A 16,977-nucleotide genomic window follows, 5' to 3' on the forward strand; every position below is an offset into this window, starting at 1 on the left:
TAAAAGATTCATTCTTTTAGCTTCTTTTTAATTGCGAATATTCGTACACGCATTTGCAGAAACAGTTTATAATGAAAGGTGGAAAGCGTGAGAAGGAGAGGGAAAGAGATGTCGATGCGTTTTACGTTTTGGATTATGGTTGGAATTGTAGCAATCTCAGGTTTATCACAAGGGATGCTCTTACCGGCCATTGCAATGATTTTTGAACAAGAAGGGGTTAGTTCAAGTATTAATGGTATTCATGCAACGGCATTATATATTGGGATATTAGTTATTTCACCGTTTCTTGAAAAACCGATGCAAAAGTTTGGAATGAAGCCAATTATCGTTATTGGTGGGTTTCTCGTTGTTATATCATTATTCTTTTTTACACAAACTTTTTCATTTTGGGTATGGTTTATTCTTAGATTTCTAGTTGGAGTTGGAGATCATATGCTTCATGTCGGAACACAAACATGGATTACGACAACATCAGACCCAAGTAAAATAGGGAGACAAGTATCGATATACGGTGTATTCTTCGGAATTGGTTTTGCCGTTGGTCCGTATTTAGCGAGCACTGTTCAGTACGGTCTTGCAACACCATTTATGATATCTACTATACTTTGCTTAATAGGTTGGCTTTTACTACTGCCAACGAAAAATGCATTCCCGGCGCAAGATGAAAGAGAAGTGAAGAGTGAATCATCATTTTCTCGTTATAAACAAGTTGTTGGATTAGGATGGATTGCGTTACTAGGACCACTTGCATATGGTGTACTGGAAGCAATGTTAAACAGTAACTTACCAGTATACGCACTTCGAAAAGGATGGTCTGTATCAGAAGTCTCCTTTTTATTACCAGCGTTCGCAGTTGGGGGCATCATTACACAAATTCCACTCGGTATATTAAGTGATAAATACGGAAGAGATCGTATTTTAACGTGGACGTTCAGCGTAAGTACGGGTATTTTCTTGCTAGCAGCTGTATTTGATCAATATTACTGGATCGTCTTTGCCTGCATGTTGTTAGCTGGTATGGTCATTGGATCGTGCTTCTCATTAGGTCTTGGATTTATGACAGATTTATTACCGAGACACTTACTGCCAGCAGGTAATATATTATCTGGAATTGCCTTTAGTTTAGGAAGTATTATGGGACCTGTATTAGGAGGCGTATTTATAGAAAAAATACAGTATACAAGCTTTTTTATTGCGGTTATGATTATAATGGGAATTCTCGCAATGTTATATATCGTCTACATGAAGAATCAATTCGCATCAAGAAAAATAGAAAGTAGGTTAGGGCATGACAAAACAACCTAATAAAAAGAAATTTGAAGTACTCGAAAACGAAACAATTACAGACTGCTTAGCACGTATGGAACAAGAAGGCTACGCACCATCACGTCGCATGGAAGAGCCAATCTTTCATGAAGTGAAGAAAAACGGCAAAACAGAAGTTGAACCGTGCGGTAGAAAGATTGTCTTTGAGGGGAAATTGAAGTAATAAATTATATAAAAAGAATTTGCTTTTGGGTACAAGCAAGATAAAGTGAAACTTTAATCAGTGGGGGTTTTCTTCATCCCCCACCTAACTTCTTTGCTTTCGCTGAATGTTGAGGTGGGGGTCTTACTGCCCATTAAAGCGGGATAAAACATATAGTCACATAAAAAAACGCTGTTGATTTCAATATCAATAGCGTTTTTATTTTTACTAAATATATAGATCAAAATGAATTTCTGCTTGAATGGAACTAGCGAAATCAATAATATCTTTTTGTAAATACATTGCGGGTGATTCGTTATTCTCCACTTGAATGACTACCATAAAAAGAAATTGTAAATCATACTTCTTCTTGAGATGTTTTAATTGTTCTGTTTTTCCTTCAAGGGATTTTAGAATAACATGCAACTCATTATTTATATCGTATGATTGTTGGTATCCAGTGCTTAAAGTCCAAGCAGTTTCTTCTCTATATAGGGTTTTGGTAGATACAAGATTCGGATTATCATGTCTTGCAACAACATCACCTTTTTTATAACTTCTTGTAGGCTCGATACTTAAGGCGTCAGTAATTGCTTCAAAAGGGAATATATCACCAGTTGCACTAAAATAAGTCATAACTTTGGTTTTATCCAGAAAGGTTCCTCCTCTATTATTAAGATATTACTTTTATTACATTATAAAAATTTACGAATGTATTTGCTAGAATATAAATGTGTTTTTTTATTGAATTTTGGCGTTGGTATATGAATGATAAAGCTAGATATATACCTTTGTAGGAAAGAACAATGATACAAAAGTAGGATGATTTCAAATTTATTTATTTGTATGATAAAAACAAAACATATTTTTAAAAATCATAATGTAGGGGAGGGAGAAATATATAATGATACAAAGCATATACGAAACTCATTTACATGTAAGAAATTTAGAAAAGGCGATAGATTTCTATCAAAATAAGTTAGGCTTAACAGTAGCAAAAAAACTATCAAAAAGGCGAGTTGCTTTCTTTTAGGTAGGAGAAAATAAAAAACAAATGCTTGGATTATGGGAAGTACATAGTAATGAAGATTTTGAGATGAAACACTTCGCTTTTCGTGTAGATTTAGAGTTTTTAAAGACTGCTAAATTGTGGTTAGAGAAGCGTGGAATAGAGGTAGTAGGGAGTCAGGGGAAAGGGAATGAAGAGCCAATTGTTCAAAGGTGGATGCCAGCTGCAAGCGTATATTTTCTAGATTGTGATGGAAATAAATTAGAGTTTATTTCTATGTTACATGATGATCCAGATGAATTAGAATATGCCACGTATTTAAGTGAATGGGATGCGGAGCATCAAGAAAAATAAAGTTTAATCAGTGGGCGTTTTATAGATTTGTATTATGTTAAATAGATAGAGACAAATAAAATCCCTCAAGAAAAGGCATGTTCTTGAAGGATTTTTTATGCTTTATATATTTATATTGTTTGTAACTTATTAATTGAATTTATTTTTAGATATTTCAGCGCGTTGAATATAACCATCAGAGAAGCTGAAATAAAGAGAATAGCTTCCTCGATTATATATAAAGCCTTCGCTAGTCATATCCTCTCCGATTCCATCTGGTTCACCAAACCACTCTTTTAATTCGTTGATAGAGATATCCATTTTCACCCATATATATCTAGCGTCCGAAGGGTACATGTCAATATTATAATCGCCGTAGACTGCTATATTAGGTGCATCACATTCTGTACATGGTGCTTGCTTCAAAATATCAGGCACTCCATATTCTTTTTTTACATCAGATAGATCTTTACCCAATGAATTTAATTTAAATGGACCAAACGTCCCATTCTCTAAAGCTGTTGTTAACATTTGTTTCAATTCTTCTTTTGAATTGATGTTGAAATTATAATCTCTGTTTTTAGCTATTGCATTATAGAAAAATTGTGCATATTGCTCACGCTTCACAAATGTATTTCCGTTAAAATTACCGGCCTCGTCACCTTGTGCTATACGGTTACTACGCAGTGTATTTACAGCTTCATAAGCCCAATGACCTTTTGGTACGTCTTTAAATTTTCCTTGTTCTTTTGATTGTAAATGAAATGCTTTTTGTAATATTACTGCCATCTCATATCGAGTTAATACATCATCAGGACGAAATGTACCTGTTCCGTTACCTGTCATAATGCCAGCTTGTGCAATGGCTTTAATATCCTTTTCAAACATATGATTTGCAATATCACTAAACATATTTCCTTGTTTATCGTCTGCGATCAACCCTAAATGTCGATTGACTAAAGAAGCTACCTGTCCTCTAGTAATATTGTCCCCAAAACCAAATTTGCCATTTCCATATCCCTTATAAATCCCTGCTGCCGCTAAGTAATCAATAGCATCTTTTGACCAGTGGTCCTTTGGTACATCTGTAAATACAGTGTCATTATTGCTAACTGCCTTATAGCTCTTTTCATTACCGTTTGTTTTCGTAAGTGTTTCTGCATTTACCGTGCTTACCATCGTTGTAGTTGCTAGTGCTGCGGTTAGTACGAAGCCTAAAAACTTTTTAACTTTACTTGTTTTTCTGCCCATTTGTGAACCCCCTTGTTATATGAAACGAATTGAATAACCTTAGTAAACATTTAATATACTTAAATGTTTACATCGTGATTATAACATATAAATGATAAGTTTTTACCATAAATTTCTATGGGATAAATAATTATTTTACTAATCTGCATGCAACTTTGCTATTTATAAATATTTATTTCTATTTGAAAATGATATTTATAAATCCATTCAATGAAAGCATATAAATTCCTTTTTGCTATTTGTGAGCAGTAAAACGCTCCTTTTTTCAATCTACGATAGAAGATAGAACGTATATTTGGTATAATCAAAACATACTATATGAAACGATGTACATGAGTTTGAGATTTATGTAATAAGGTAAGTAATACATAACAATAACTACGCTATAGGATTCAGTTCATGTTATACAAATTAATCGTTAGAAAGGAAAAGGAGTAATGAATCAAATTTCATTTGAAGATTTATTTGAAGAAGAAAATGAAAAAGAAAAGGTGGAGGTAGCTGAAATACCAGTACCTTTATCGCCATTGCAAAAAGATATATTGGAATTAGTGGATTCTGAAGAAATAAGTGCTCTTGAGTTATGCGAACAATTAATACGAGCTGGAAAAATATCAGATGAAAGGTTCACAACGAATAAGCCTAAAGCATATGGAGAAGTATGCTTACTATTAGAAGGTTTTGTTAAAGAAGGAAAGCTTATTTTTGTCAAAAGTGATGAGAAAAGAGATAGAGTTTATAAATTGAATGAAGAAATGTATAACGGATAAGGTGTGCAGGGGGAATTCATTCATTTTTCTCATCAAAAAGGTGTCAATCTTGCTTAGATTGACACCTTTTTTGATCATTTAACATCTAACATACTTACGTTTGAAACCAAGTCTTCCTCTATCAAGTTCTTTCTGAATACTCTCTGTAGCATTTAACAAACTGCTCTTTTTATTTTCACGTTGTATTTCAACTATACCAACTTCTTTTGCGATTTCGACTGCTTTTTCGTGTAGTGGTACATATGAAATTGCCACCGTGTTTAGGAAATTATTCATAGCGGATTTAGTTCGTTCCGGCGAATCATGAATCGTATTTTTCACCATTTCAAGCATAGTGGCAATTTTACTTTCGGTAAATTCGTTGTCTTTGCGATTTCCTAAAAGCCAGCAGTAGCAACTCCAGCCTGCAGACATTCGTAGCTCGTCCCCACATGCAATCCATTTATCAGCAACATCTTGTGCAATATCTGTCTCCGATAAAGTGACTGCTACTACATAATCAGATAGCATATAAAAATACGCGCCATCCATCCAGCGATTAAAATCCGATTCACTCATAGCTTTCGGATCAGCGATGATGCCTGCAAAGTACATAGCATCGTAGTTGCCTGTCGCATAAAGTTCTTCAGCTAATTCTTGATTTACTTTTATTTTCTTAGCAATTGGTTTCATAGCACCAGTAGCTACGCCGAAAACTGGCTCGTGCGCGCCGTTAGATATGTATATTTTTTTCGTTCTTTCTTTACCAAGGGCTTCAAGCTCTTGCATAACTGTTTTAAAATCCATAGCTGTACACTTCCTTTCTTAATATAAAGACCATGATAATTGTGAGCATCTAGTTTATATTTTTTATCATGTTTTCCATACTTCCTAATTTTAAATCTTATGTGAGTAGGATGTCTACTTTCTATAATTTGTAGATAATGCAGTTAGTGATTTTGAAAGTCTAGTTATCTATAATTGTAAGGATACTATATGAAAGTAAAAGGGAAGGAAATCCAGAGAGCTTATTACATAAATTTTTGGGATGAAAATAATAGCTTACCTTTGGCTTTCTCTCGGTATTATCATGTTATTATTTGGTAAGGGGATAAATGGAATTTAAAGTTAAATATGTGAGGTTGATTCTAAATGATAAAGAAAATTACTAGAGTAATACTAACTATAGTGATGCCAATTAGTCTTATCATGGGTTGTGGGAACACTGAAAAAACTAAAGCACAAGAGTCGAAAGCGGCACAATCGGAGAAAAAGGACTATACGGATTACTCATATGGTAGCAAAGGTATATTAGTAAGTGGAAAAGCGAAAGAACGTCAACAATACGAGGTTGGATATATGGATGAAAATAAGTTAATTGGGATTGACGAAAGCATTGAGGACTGTATCATTTTAGAGAATAAAGATGGAGCAGGTCTCGTTTGGAAACAAATAGAGCGTGGATCGATTATTGAAGTGCAATATGGTAAGGATCGCAATGATATTGTAGGTGTACAATTAGTAGGAGATCGTGAGCCATACGAAATTAGTGATAAGTTTGATCGAAATACGATAAACGAGATTGTCGAAAATGTTAAAGGGAATTTGTAATAAAAGCTAATAAGAAAGTCGATTCCTTATTAAAATAAGAAATCGACTTTTTATAATTATTTATTTTGTAAGTTGTCTTTCCAAAAATTATAGCTATTATCAATAACTTCTTTTAATTTGAAATAGTTTTCCCAAGTATCTTTCACGTGGTAGAGAGTTTCTTCGTCTATAAAAACGTCTGAGTAATCACTTATATACTTCCATTCCTCATCATTATTAAAGTAATACATCGCGAATTGGTTGCCTTCGTCATTTAACATGTCGTCTGCCAAAACGCCATCCCAGTTCATATAAATTTCTGTGCCAGTCATTTGTCTAAGTTTAAACTGTTTAATTTCGTCTGGAGACTCTTCTTCAAATTCTTCACTAAATAAATTATGTTCAATTATCCATCCTAAAAACATACCAGTATGTACAAAAGCTTGATCAATTGGTAAGTCCTCAGGAAAATCACCTTGATAATGGTACTTCGCTTTATCGTAAACAAACGTATCTAACAATCAGTTCATCCCCTTTAAATAACGTATTATCTAATAAACTCGTACTGTTTGTTTTAATATTTCAACTATGTTTTCAAGCCATTCTAACGGTGTTATTTCTAGTCCTTCAAAATATATCCGATCTGCTGAATATTGTGTGTACTCTCGTTTTTCTTCATCATTTTTTGGTCTTCTTCATTTCAGGTATCAATATGAGAAATCTTTTCCAAATAAAACTCATTTCAATGTAAAAGGTTACATCTATATTATCGCAAGAATGTAAGAATGTTAATATTTTTAAAGGGAAAAGTACAAAGAAACAGGATTTATTTAATAGAGACTTGATAGTTATGAAAAATTATAAAAATCCTTATTGTTGAAGCAAAACAGTAAAAGGTATCCTAATCTATTTTTTTGAGAAGTAGTAGTGTGTAAGGAAAGTAGTACTTTTGACGGCATTTGCAATTGGCTATAAAATAATGTCTGTTAAGGGATTTTTTAGAAAATATAAATTACCTGCTGGGGAAAGTATTTATAAAAGGGTGGAATAAACATAGTTTTATACATACATAGTAGATTCATAGTCTTTCACGAATGAGAAAATAAAGGGAGGTTGAGATATTTACACGAACAGTGTAGGTATCGATTACAGCAATGAATAAAATAATAAAAAAAAGAGTAATTGCGTTATCAACTAGTTTAGTAATGTTAGGTGGCGCGCCTTTAGCAATATCAGCAGAAGAGAGTAAAACTGATCAACTTCGTATCGCGCAAGGGGAACATGGAACGATCGGATTAAGCTATTCTAACTTCAATCTAGAAACTCCTAATCACATGCAAATTAATGAAGCAGAAGTATCAGAGAATGAGAAAATTCTCCTAGAAGAATATAAGCATAAACATAATGAAACAGAAGAGTTACATAAAATGAAAGAAGCAAAAAAAGGTCAAGTAGCAGAAGCTGAAGCTATTTCAAATATTGAAAAGGCATTTGAACATGTAGACGGTCGAAATGATGGCTCTACTCGTGAAATGAAGCCAGTTGAAAAGCCAAGAGCTATTCAGTATAGTGCATCGATGACGACAAAGAAATATGGAACACTTGCAGGTGTCCCGTTTGTAGAGTGGATTGTTCCAGCAGGAAATCCTGATATTCGCCCTGCAAATCCGATGAATGCACGTTACATTACAATTCACGAGACTGCAAACACCGCCCGCGGTGCAAATGCTGAAAATCATGCGAAATATTTGTATAAACAAGCAACGGAAGGTACGTTCCGAACAGCTTCTTGGCATTTTACTGTAGACGATAAACAAATTTATCAGCACTTACCAACAAATGAAAATGGATGGCATGCAGGGGATGGCGATGGTTCAGGAAATAGAGATTCAATCGGTATCGAAATTTCAGTTAACCAAGATGGAGATTACAATAAAGCGTTAGAGAATGCAAAGAGACTTGCCGGTTATTTAATGAACAAAGAAGGTATTAGTGCGGACCACATTTACAGGCATCAACAATGGAGTGGAAAAAACTGTCCTGATATTTTAATTTCTCGTGGGAATTGGACTGGATTCGTACAAGGTATTCAATGGTACGCCAATGTTAACGCACAAATTGATTCTCCTTTACAAGAAAGAGATGAGCTATTTGATTCAAATGAATATAATCCAGCTGAACCTAATATGGAGCTTGTAGTGAATGGTGACGGTATAAACGTACGTAGTGGTGCAGGACTTGAACATCATATCGTTCGTAAAGCTTCAAAAGGAGACCGTTACAAAGTGTTAGCAGTTAAAAATGGTTGGTATAAGGTAGGTAACGATGAGTGGATTTTCTATAACCCAAGTTGGATTAAGATAAACTATAATGTACCAAATAAAGAAGTACAAAAGCCAAAAGATGATATTACAGGTGGATGGTTTGAGGGACATATTCGTAAACTACACAGTCTAGGTATTATGCATGGGGAAGGAAATGGTATATTTGCGCCTTATCGTAATGTTACGAGAGCTGAGTTTGCGACATTAGTCTCAAATGCTCTTAAATTGCCAGAAGGACATAAATCATTTGTAGATATTAACAAAGCACATTCATCACTTCATGACGGTATTAAACGTAGTGCAAGTGCAGGAATTATTAGCGGTCGTGGCGGAGGGATTTTTGACCCGAATGCACCGATCACTCGTGAAGAAGCATCGATCATGATTGACAACGCCTTACAGTACAAAGGTGTTACCGGTGAATTAGTCGCATTACCATTTAGAGATAAACATTTGATCACATATAAACAGCCTGTTCAACGATTATATAGCTTACAGGTAGTTACGGGTGTTGGAAATAATGAGTTTAATCCTAAAGGTACAACAACTCGTGGTGAGGCAGCTGCCTTTTTAGTGAAGATGTTAGATGCAAGTCAAAAATAGAAAGAATGGTAAAGGAGCTATCCAACATGAAAATTTGGAAAAGCTCCTTTTTATTTTAGCCCCTATGAAGCCCCTTCTAAGCCCCTACCAAGTAATAAATCACTAAGAAAAAACAATACAAAACAAAAACAACTACAAGAACAAAAAAGCGCGAAAAAATAAAACCGGCGTTGTAGTAGTTAAAAAAATTTGAAATTCAAACGCAAAAACAAAGCCCTCATTCCTATATGTATATTGAAGGATTGAATTCTGCCTTTTTATGAATAAAAGGAGGAGGAAAATATATGGCGGTGTACCGTAATGTGCAGGTGAACTTTTGGCAAGATGAATTCATATTAGATTTAACGCCAGAGGAGCGTTATTTTTACATATATTTGTTAACTAGTACGAAAACGAAGCAATGTGGAATTTATGTATTACCGAAGCGTGTGGCAGAACTGGAAACAGGATACAGTATGGAGACTGTTGAGAAGTTATTAAATAGGTTTGTTGAATACGGAAAGATTTTATATGATGAGGAAACGAAAGAGTTATACATAATAAATTGGCTACACTATAACCCTATTTTAAATACGAATGTAGAAAAGTGTGTGTTACGTGAGTTAAAGACTGTAAAAAGTAAAGAGTTTATACATATGTTTTTACGTAAATGTCTTGAAGAAAAATGGAATATCCCATTGTTATTTGAGCATTTTGGCATGCCGAAAGAAGAGGATAATAGTAGTTTACAAGAAGTTGCTGAGGAGAAGGAAGAGGTAGAAGAGGATACGCCAAATGGTGAAGTTTATAAGTTTTACGAACAACATATAAGTAGTTTATCTCCATATACCGTGAAGGAATTGAAGGAGTGTATACAAAAATTTTCAGGAGAGACAGTACTAGAGGCGCTTAAAATTGCGTTTGAACAGAATAAGCGAACGTTTGCTTATGTGAAGGGGATTTTGAGGAATTGGTGTAGCAAATATGGTGGGGAGAAGTGTGTAATGGGAAGTTTAGAGAGAAGGAGAAGTGTTTTGAGTAGTGTGTTTTAATTTACATTAACTTAATATAGAATATATGTTCGTTTTTGCGAATTTTATGCTATACTACAAGTAAATAAGGGTATTTTTATAATGGATAAACAGATGCGGGGGAACAAAGTTTGACTACAAATACAGCTCAGTTGTTTCAATATATTCATATGACAGAAGAGCAGGAACAACTATCATTACGTTATTTAAAAACGAGAGAAGAAGAGATTTTAAATCATATTCAACTAACGACAATTAGAGATCAAAAAAGAAGTGATTTTGCAAATCAGTTTATAAATGATTTTAGGAAAATATATAAACAAGATCCGGCTTTCTTTCGGTTATTTTATTATTTGTTAGGGGAGCAATTGTTAAATGTTCTTATAATAAGGTTTAAATATGTGGATTTTGCTAATATGAAGATTTACTTAGAAAAAAATACACTTCCATTGGATAAACTTTTAGGAATTGCATGTAAATATTTAACTAATATTTCAAGTTATGTGGATGAAGCGTATGTTTTTCTTCGAGAATTAATAGGTGAGAATCCGAACTATATAGAAGAGCAGCTATTAAAATTATCAAATCAACAGCAACTATCACTACTTCTCGTAATGTTTGAAGTAGATTATGAGAGGTTCCATACATATAGCTCTTTATTGGATGAGAGATTAGAAGAACATGCTGAATTTATATTGAATTTGAATGGAGAAAAGGAAAAGATTGAAGCAGTTGAAAGATATATAAAAGGTGAAAGTGAGAGGGAATTATTTTTAGGTGCAAATTTACCAGAATATATTTGGCGACTATTATTTAGTATTCATCAGTATTCAAATATTGCGAGGCGATATGTTGAAATAGTAGCGAAGAAAAACGTTTGGGGTTTTATGAATTATGCTACGCGTTACGTGTGTCAAGCTCTCAATCAGCCTCAAAACTATAAACGAACAGGGAGTGTAAATAAGAAAACGTATGATGAAATTCAAAGTTTTTGTAAACAGTTTTGGATTTCTGAGGAAAGATTCTTCGCACACCGTCTGAGGCAACATAATTTAAACAATGAAGAATTTTGTAAGACGTATGAATATGAAATGTTATGCTCCGTGGCGGAAGAAAATCCTGAATTTGTTCAACGTACTTTGCAATATATAAGTAAAATTAATTATCTTATTATCGCACGAATGTTAGCTGAAAAAGGACATGAGTTAAATAGAGGGAGAATGCGAGAAGAATTTTTTGTCGCCGCTTTGCAAATGAAATTGTCTACAATACGTGATACGTATCGTGATTATTTACTAGGAAAAGTGCCACTTGAGGATATGAAGCGAATACTTAAAAATCCGAAGTATAGAAGTATGTATTGGGGGATACCAGTGTTAGAGGTTGTACTCCTTTGGGATGTAGATGATGTAGCGAAGAGGGAAGCTGTGCTTACACTACAATTTGGAGATGATGATAGTGTTAATTTATATGAACTTCTTTACGAATGTGCTGTCAGAGGGATAGAACCGAAACAAGTATTAGAAGATCTTCTTTCGTATGGATTAAGTAAAGAAAAGCTTATCACTTATGCAGTTGAACAAGCTGCATGCTACAGTGAAGAGAGAAATAAGGTGAAGGAAGCGCTTGTTCATGTCATTGTAAAAGAACAAGCGTACATCATTGAACAATTTGATGAGTATTCTGCAGTGGCGAGAGCATATATTTTAGAAGAGTTAGCAAGAGAGAATAGGATTAAAATGCGTCCCATTTTAATCAAATCCTTAGGGGATTCTTCGAAAAAAATGCGTGAGTCTGTAGTTAAAATTCTTTCAAAAGATGTAGCAGCTGCAGAAGATGTAGTAGCTGAACTTCATAATAAAAAGAAAATTGTTCGTGAAAATGTGATGAAAATACTAATTGAGTATAAGATTGATAAATATATGCAACTTGTGCAAGAAGCATTAAAAGAAAAGAAGAATGCCTCTTTGGCCGAGAAGTTTGCTCCATTACTTGAAGTGGAGAGAAACTCAGAAAATATAGAAGAACTTTGTGGCCGTATAGTAACGGAACAAAAAAGAAATTCACTTCTGCAATTGATTGGGGATGAACCACAAATCCGTCTTCGTCATTCAGATGAAATTGCGGATGCTACAATTCCATTAGCTTATTTACAACAGTACATTTCAGATTCTGTCATCGAGAAGAAAGAGGCAGCTGAAGTAATTTGTAGTAATTTAAATGAACAAGACTTGAAAGAATATGTGCAAGCAATATATCAAATATGGATTTCTCAAGATGCAGATGTGAAGAAATGCGGTATTCTCTCTTTATATGGAATATATAGCGATGACAAAATGGTTGGTATACTTAAAGCGCAAATCGATGAATGGGTGCTTGATATGAGAGGAAAGATTGCGGCAGATGCTGTTCGCGCTCTAGGCTTGTCCTCATCTAAACTTGCACTTATGTCTATTCATGAAATGGCATTTAAATATAAACAAAAACAAGTGCGCAATGCGGCAAAAGAAGCACTAAGTCTTGCTGCGAAAACACGGGGTATAACGGAAGAAGAGCTGGAAGATCAACTAGTACCAGATCTTGGTTTCAATATACGTGGCGAGAAGAAGATTGATTTTGGGAATAGATGTTTTACTGCTATTTTAACTTCTGAGTTAAAAATAGAATTGGAGACAGAAGAAGGAAAACGTATGAAGTCACTTCCAAAGCCGAATACAAAAGATGATATAGAAAAAGCTCAATTAGCTAAAAAAGAGTTAGCCGTTTTAAAGAAAGAGATTCGAAATGCACTTTCCATACAGAAACAACGTTTGGAAGCCGCTTTATCACTAAAGCGCTATTGGTCATACGATACGTGGAAATTGGTATTTTTAAAAAATCCAATTATGAAGCAATTTTCCACTTCACTTATTTGGGGTGAGTATGCGGAAGGAAAGTTACTGAAAATGTTCCGTTATGCGGAGGATGGTACGTTTTATTCAATAATAGGAGAGAAACATGAAGTTTCATCTGGAACTGTAATCGGTTTAATTCATCCGCTAGAATTATCTGGAGCGGAAAAGGAAATGTGGAAAGAGCAACTGGAAAATCCGAAAATTGTCCAGCCATTCCTACAAATTGAACGTCCAGTGTTTGTAGTAGAGGAAAACGATAAGGTTACTGTTGAGAGGTTTGGCGGTATTTTATTAAATGGTCGCTCGTTATTCGGTAAGATGACGAAACTTGGCTGGATTCGCGGATCGGTTCAAGATGGCGGCGTGTATTATACGTTTTATAAAGAAGATACTCGCACTGGATTAGGTGCGCAACTGTCATTTAGCGGCGCACCGATTGGCTATGAAGATGAAGAGGATATATGTGTGTATGACATTGAATTTTATAGGGCAGGTACTGTAAACCGAGGTTCATATGAATATGATGAAATTGATGATGAAAGACGTATTGTACCAAAACAAGTAGATAGACGCTTTTTTAGTGAAAGATTATATGATGTGCAATTAGTGACCGATTCAAATCTCGGTCATAATGAGAGCTGGCATAACAAACGTTAAGAATTCCCCCCTTCATTTGTAGAAAATGAAGGGGGTTTTTCAACTTTTCTAAAAGGTTCTTCCTTAAAGAGAAGCGAATAGTTTGAGAAAGGAGGGGTTATATGGAAGTCGTCATAAAGAAGAAACGAACTAGGGGTAAGAAAATTTTTATTTGGTCTAGTAGTATCGTTCTTTTATTGGTTATTTGTACAGTAATTTTTTTGAACATATATACGCTTAGTTCTGTGCCGAAGATAGATGGAACGATAAAGCTAGAGGATTTACAACATGCTGTTCAGGTAAAGCGGGATAGTAAAGGGGTACCGCATATTAAAGCGGAAAATGCACATGATTTATATTTTTCGCAAGGGTATGTACAAGCGCAAGATCGTTTGTTTCAAATGGATTTAAGTAGAAGGCAAGCTTCTGGGATGTTGAGTGAAGTTGTAGGGAAAGCAGCTGTTGATCGAGATAAGTTGTTTCGAACGCTCGGTTTACGGCGAGCAGCCGAAGCGTCTGTTAGTCAATATGACGGGGAAGCGAAGTATGCCCTGCAGTCATTTGCTGATGGGGTGAACGCTTTTATACGCGAGGCGAAAGAGGAAAAGAAATTGCCAGTTGAGTTTACTTTATTAGGCTATGAGCCTGCTGAATGGTCCATTGTTGATACTTTAACGATTGGGAAGTATATGGCGTTTGATTTAGGTGGACACTGGCACGGACAGGCGTTTCGATATTGGGCGCTGAAAAATTTACCGAAAGAGCAAGCAAATGAGCTATTTCCTACATATCCGAAAGATGCGCCTAGATTGCTAGCTGAACTGGAAAATACAAATGTGGACGTAGCACAAAGTTTTGCAAAAGCGATCATTCCGCCAGAGTTTAATGGTAGCAATAACTGGGTCATAAGCGGTGAGAAGAGTGAGTCTGGTAAGCCAATTTTAGCAGATGATCCTCATTTATCTCTTGCGACGCCTTCTATTTGGTATCAATCAAAACTTGAAATGAAAGATTTACATGTGAGTGGCGTTATTTTCGCTGGAGTACCGGGTGTTATATTAGGACACAATGACAAAATAGCATGGGGCGTTACGAATACAGGTCCTGATGTACAAGATTTATATATTGAGAAGCGAAATCCTAATAATGAAAATGAATTTTTGTATAACGATAAGTGGGAAAAAGCTACAGTTGTTGATGAATCTATTAAAGTAAAAGGCGGGGAAACAATTCCGTATAATGTGACGGTTACGAGGCATGGGCCAGTTATTTCAGAGTTTGCGGATAAGGGGAAAGAGAAAACGAAAACAGTATTCGCTTTGAAATGGACTGCTTTGGAGCCTTCTGCTGAATTAAAGGCTGTATTAAATATGAATAAAGCGAAAGATTGGAATGAGTTTGAAACGGCACTTCAAGACTTTCATACACCAACTCAAAACTTTATATTTGCATCAAATGATGGCACAATTGCTTATAAAGCGAACGGAAATATACCAGTGCGTAAAAAAGGAGATGGGAGTTTACCAGTACCAGGGTGGACAGATGAATATGAGTGGGAAGGGTATATCCCATATGATCAACTCCCAAAAGTAATAAATCCAAAACAAGGGTTTATTTCAACTGCAAATAATAAAATTGTGGATGATAATTATCCGTACCATATTAGTAATACGTGGGCACAGCCATATAGGCAAATGCGTATTCAAGAATTTTTACAAGAGAAAGAAAAGTATACGGTGAAAGATTTAGAAGAGTTACAGATGGATCAAAAAAATTTATACGGGAAAGAATTTACTCCTATATTGTTAAAAGAGTTAAATAAAGCATCTTTAAATGAAGTAGAGAAAGAAGGTGTAAAACAATTAACAAAGTGGAATTTTTACGATAGTAAAGATGAAGCGGCACCATTACTTTTCCATTTGTTAATGAAAGAGATTTCGAATACGTTATTTTCAAAAGAAATACCGAAAGATGTGATGGAGTTATTTGAAGGGAAGTCACAAGTTGTTGATGAATTGATTCGAAAAGAAGTAGCAGGAGAAACCGGCGCTTGGTTTACGAAATACGGAGGTTTCACGAAAATTGTGCATACATCGTACGAAAATGTAATGAAGAAATTACAGAAGGAATATGGACCGAATGTTGCGGAGTGGAAGTGGGGCGATTACCATCAACTTACTTTTACACATCCAATCTCAAAATCGTCTAGTATGTTAGCACTACTTGCATTTAATCGCGAAAAACCAGTTCCAATTGGCGGCAGCCAAGTTACCGTTCAAGCAGCGAGTTACGGAGATAACGGTATTGTCAATCACGGAGCGTCTTGGCGATTCATTATTGATACGAAAGATATGTCAAATGGTTATCATATCGTAGGGCCAGGACAATCGGGACATTTTAGAAGTGATTGGTATCATGATCAAATAGATGATTGGGTAAATGGAACGTATCATACGACTACATTGAATACGGAGGGGATAGAGGGGAAGGTGTTAAATTTAGAGCCGAAGTGATGGGGTGTTTTATACGATGGGATTTTTCAGAAATTGATATATTAATTTTCAAAATATAAGATATTTTTTTGATAATAATTTTAAGAAATTTTATTGCATATAATTTTTTATTGTACTTACATTTAAATTTTTTAATTTTTAACAGAATTTTATTAGCTATAATAAAATTTTTTTGGAGGTGAATGTATGTATAATGAAGATTTTTGGAAAAGTGTTTACCCTGAAGATACTTTAGTGGCTGCTGCATTAAATCCCAATTTAATCGGTCCGACTTTCCCGCCAGTACCTCCTTTTACATTTCCAACAGGAGGTACTGGAGCAACGGGAGATACCGGGCCTACCGGAGCAACAGGAGATACTGGACCTACTGGAACAACAGGAGATACCGGGCCTACCGGAGCAACAGGAGATACTGGACCTACTGGAACAACAGGAGATACCGGGCCTACCGGAGCATCAGGAGATACTGGACCTACTGGAACAACAGGAGATACCGGGCCTACCGGAGCAACAGGAGATACTGGACCTACTGGAACAACAGGAGATACCGGGCCTACCGGAGCAACAGGAGATACTGGACCTACTGGAACAACAGGA

At 35.2% G+C, this 16,977-nt stretch carries 13 protein-coding genes and 1 pseudogene; 10 read left to right on the forward strand and 4 right to left on the reverse strand.

Annotated elements, in window-relative coordinates; genetic code table 11:
* Window positions 1-108 precede the first annotated feature (108 nt).
* Window positions 109-1,305, forward strand: a complete 1,197-nt coding sequence (locus ACTFOB_RS21935; RefSeq protein ID WP_440028891.1) for an MFS transporter — start codon at window positions 109-111, stop codon at window positions 1,303-1,305.
* Window positions 1,289-1,489, forward strand: a complete 201-nt coding sequence (locus ACTFOB_RS21940) for an NETI motif-containing protein (protein ID WP_000166305.1) — start codon at window positions 1,289-1,291, stop codon at window positions 1,487-1,489. The genes ACTFOB_RS21935 and ACTFOB_RS21940 overlap by 17 nt, the downstream gene beginning before the upstream one ends.
* A 207-nt stretch (window positions 1,490-1,696) precedes the next feature.
* Here ACTFOB_RS21940 and ACTFOB_RS21945 read toward each other — a convergent pair whose 3' ends face one another.
* Window positions 1,697-2,104 (reverse strand): DUF4279 domain-containing protein, encoded by a 408-nt coding sequence (locus tag ACTFOB_RS21945; protein WP_440028890.1) that lies wholly within the window; start codon window positions 2,102-2,104, stop codon window positions 1,697-1,699.
* Between the two features lie 268 nt (window positions 2,105-2,372).
* Here ACTFOB_RS21945 and ACTFOB_RS21950 point away from each other — a divergent pair.
* Window positions 2,373-2,831, forward strand: a pseudogene (locus ACTFOB_RS21950) (VOC family protein).
* A 129-nt stretch (window positions 2,832-2,960) separates the two neighbouring features.
* Here ACTFOB_RS21950 and ACTFOB_RS21955 read toward each other — a convergent pair.
* Complete coding sequence (locus tag ACTFOB_RS21955; protein WP_440028888.1) at window positions 2,961-4,061, reverse strand: S-layer homology domain-containing protein; 1,101 nt, start codon at window positions 4,059-4,061, stop codon at window positions 2,961-2,963.
* Window positions 4,062-4,498: 437 nt separating this feature from the next.
* Here ACTFOB_RS21955 and ACTFOB_RS21960 point away from each other — a divergent pair, with 437 nt between their 5' ends.
* Window positions 4,499-4,831, forward strand: coding sequence for a DUF3895 domain-containing protein (locus ACTFOB_RS21960; protein ID WP_440028886.1), 333 nt, complete (start codon window positions 4,499-4,501; stop codon window positions 4,829-4,831).
* Window positions 4,832-4,909: 78 nt separating this feature from the next.
* Here ACTFOB_RS21960 and ACTFOB_RS21965 read toward each other — a convergent pair whose 3' ends face one another.
* Window positions 4,910-5,617: a DNA alkylation repair protein gene (locus tag ACTFOB_RS21965; RefSeq protein ID WP_440028883.1), complete on the reverse strand. Its 708-nt coding sequence runs from the start codon at window positions 5,615-5,617 to the stop codon at window positions 4,910-4,912.
* A gap of 345 nt (window positions 5,618-5,962) precedes the next feature.
* On the opposite strand from ACTFOB_RS21965, the gene ACTFOB_RS21970 reads away from it, so the two are divergent.
* Complete coding sequence (locus ACTFOB_RS21970) at window positions 5,963-6,421, forward strand: hypothetical protein (protein ID WP_440028880.1); 459 nt, start codon at window positions 5,963-5,965, stop codon at window positions 6,419-6,421.
* Between the two features lie 56 nt (window positions 6,422-6,477).
* Here ACTFOB_RS21970 and ACTFOB_RS21975 read toward each other — a convergent pair whose 3' ends face one another.
* Window positions 6,478-6,921 (reverse strand): DUF7832 domain-containing protein, encoded by a 444-nt coding sequence (locus ACTFOB_RS21975; RefSeq protein WP_440028877.1) that lies wholly within the window; start codon window positions 6,919-6,921, stop codon window positions 6,478-6,480.
* Window positions 6,922-7,554: 633 nt separating this feature from the next.
* On the opposite strand from ACTFOB_RS21975, the gene ACTFOB_RS21980 reads away from it, so the two are divergent.
* The 5 genes from ACTFOB_RS21980 to ACTFOB_RS22000 form a co-directional block, all read left to right on the forward strand.
* On the forward strand, window positions 7,555-9,327 hold the full coding sequence (locus tag ACTFOB_RS21980; protein ID WP_440028875.1) for an S-layer homology domain-containing protein: 1,773 nt from the start codon (window positions 7,555-7,557) through the stop codon (window positions 9,325-9,327).
* 284 nt (window positions 9,328-9,611) lie between these two features.
* On the forward strand, window positions 9,612-10,358 hold the full coding sequence (locus tag ACTFOB_RS21985) for a DnaD domain-containing protein (protein WP_440028873.1): 747 nt from the start codon (window positions 9,612-9,614) through the stop codon (window positions 10,356-10,358).
* Window positions 10,359-10,468: 110 nt separating this feature from the next.
* On the forward strand, window positions 10,469-13,888 hold the full coding sequence (locus ACTFOB_RS21990; RefSeq protein WP_440028870.1) for a DUF4132 domain-containing protein: 3,420 nt from the start codon (window positions 10,469-10,471) through the stop codon (window positions 13,886-13,888).
* 101 nt (window positions 13,889-13,989) lie between these two features.
* The gene (locus tag ACTFOB_RS21995; RefSeq protein WP_440028868.1) at window positions 13,990-16,380 is read left to right on the forward strand and encodes a penicillin acylase family protein; all 2,391 of its coding nucleotides are present in this window, start codon (window positions 13,990-13,992) and stop codon (window positions 16,378-16,380) included.
* Between the two features lie 186 nt (window positions 16,381-16,566).
* Window positions 16,567-16,977 (forward strand): exosporium leader peptide-containing protein (locus ACTFOB_RS22000; RefSeq protein ID WP_440028865.1); only part of this gene is annotated, 411 nt, incomplete at its 3' end.

This window comes from Bacillus cereus group sp. MYBK79-1, assembly GCF_051915365.1.
GTDB lineage: Bacteria > Bacillota > Bacilli > Bacillales > Bacillaceae_G > Bacillus_A.

Coding starts and splice junctions, on each gene's coding strand:
- ACTFOB_RS21935 (WP_440028891.1), top strand. CDS start 109: ATGTCGATGCGTTTTACGTTTTGGATTATGGTTGGAATTGTAGCAATC.
- ACTFOB_RS21955 (WP_440028888.1), bottom strand. CDS start 4,061: ATGGGCAGAAAAACAAGTAAAGTTAAAAAGTTTTTAGGCTTCGTACTA.
- ACTFOB_RS21995 (WP_440028868.1), top strand. CDS start 13,990: ATGGAAGTCGTCATAAAGAAGAAACGAACTAGGGGTAAGAAAATTTTT.
- ACTFOB_RS21985 (WP_440028873.1), top strand. CDS start 9,612: ATGGCGGTGTACCGTAATGTGCAGGTGAACTTTTGGCAAGATGAATTC.
- ACTFOB_RS21960 (WP_440028886.1), top strand. CDS start 4,499: ATGAATCAAATTTCATTTGAAGATTTATTTGAAGAAGAAAATGAAAAA.
- ACTFOB_RS21965 (WP_440028883.1), bottom strand. CDS start 5,617: ATGGATTTTAAAACAGTTATGCAAGAGCTTGAAGCCCTTGGTAAAGAA.
- ACTFOB_RS21940 (WP_000166305.1), top strand. CDS start 1,289: ATGACAAAACAACCTAATAAAAAGAAATTTGAAGTACTCGAAAACGAA.
- ACTFOB_RS21945 (WP_440028890.1), bottom strand. CDS start 2,104: ATGACTTATTTTAGTGCAACTGGTGATATATTCCCTTTTGAAGCAATT.
- ACTFOB_RS21980 (WP_440028875.1), top strand. CDS start 7,555: ATGAATAAAATAATAAAAAAAAGAGTAATTGCGTTATCAACTAGTTTA.
- ACTFOB_RS21970 (WP_440028880.1), top strand. CDS start 5,963: ATGATAAAGAAAATTACTAGAGTAATACTAACTATAGTGATGCCAATT.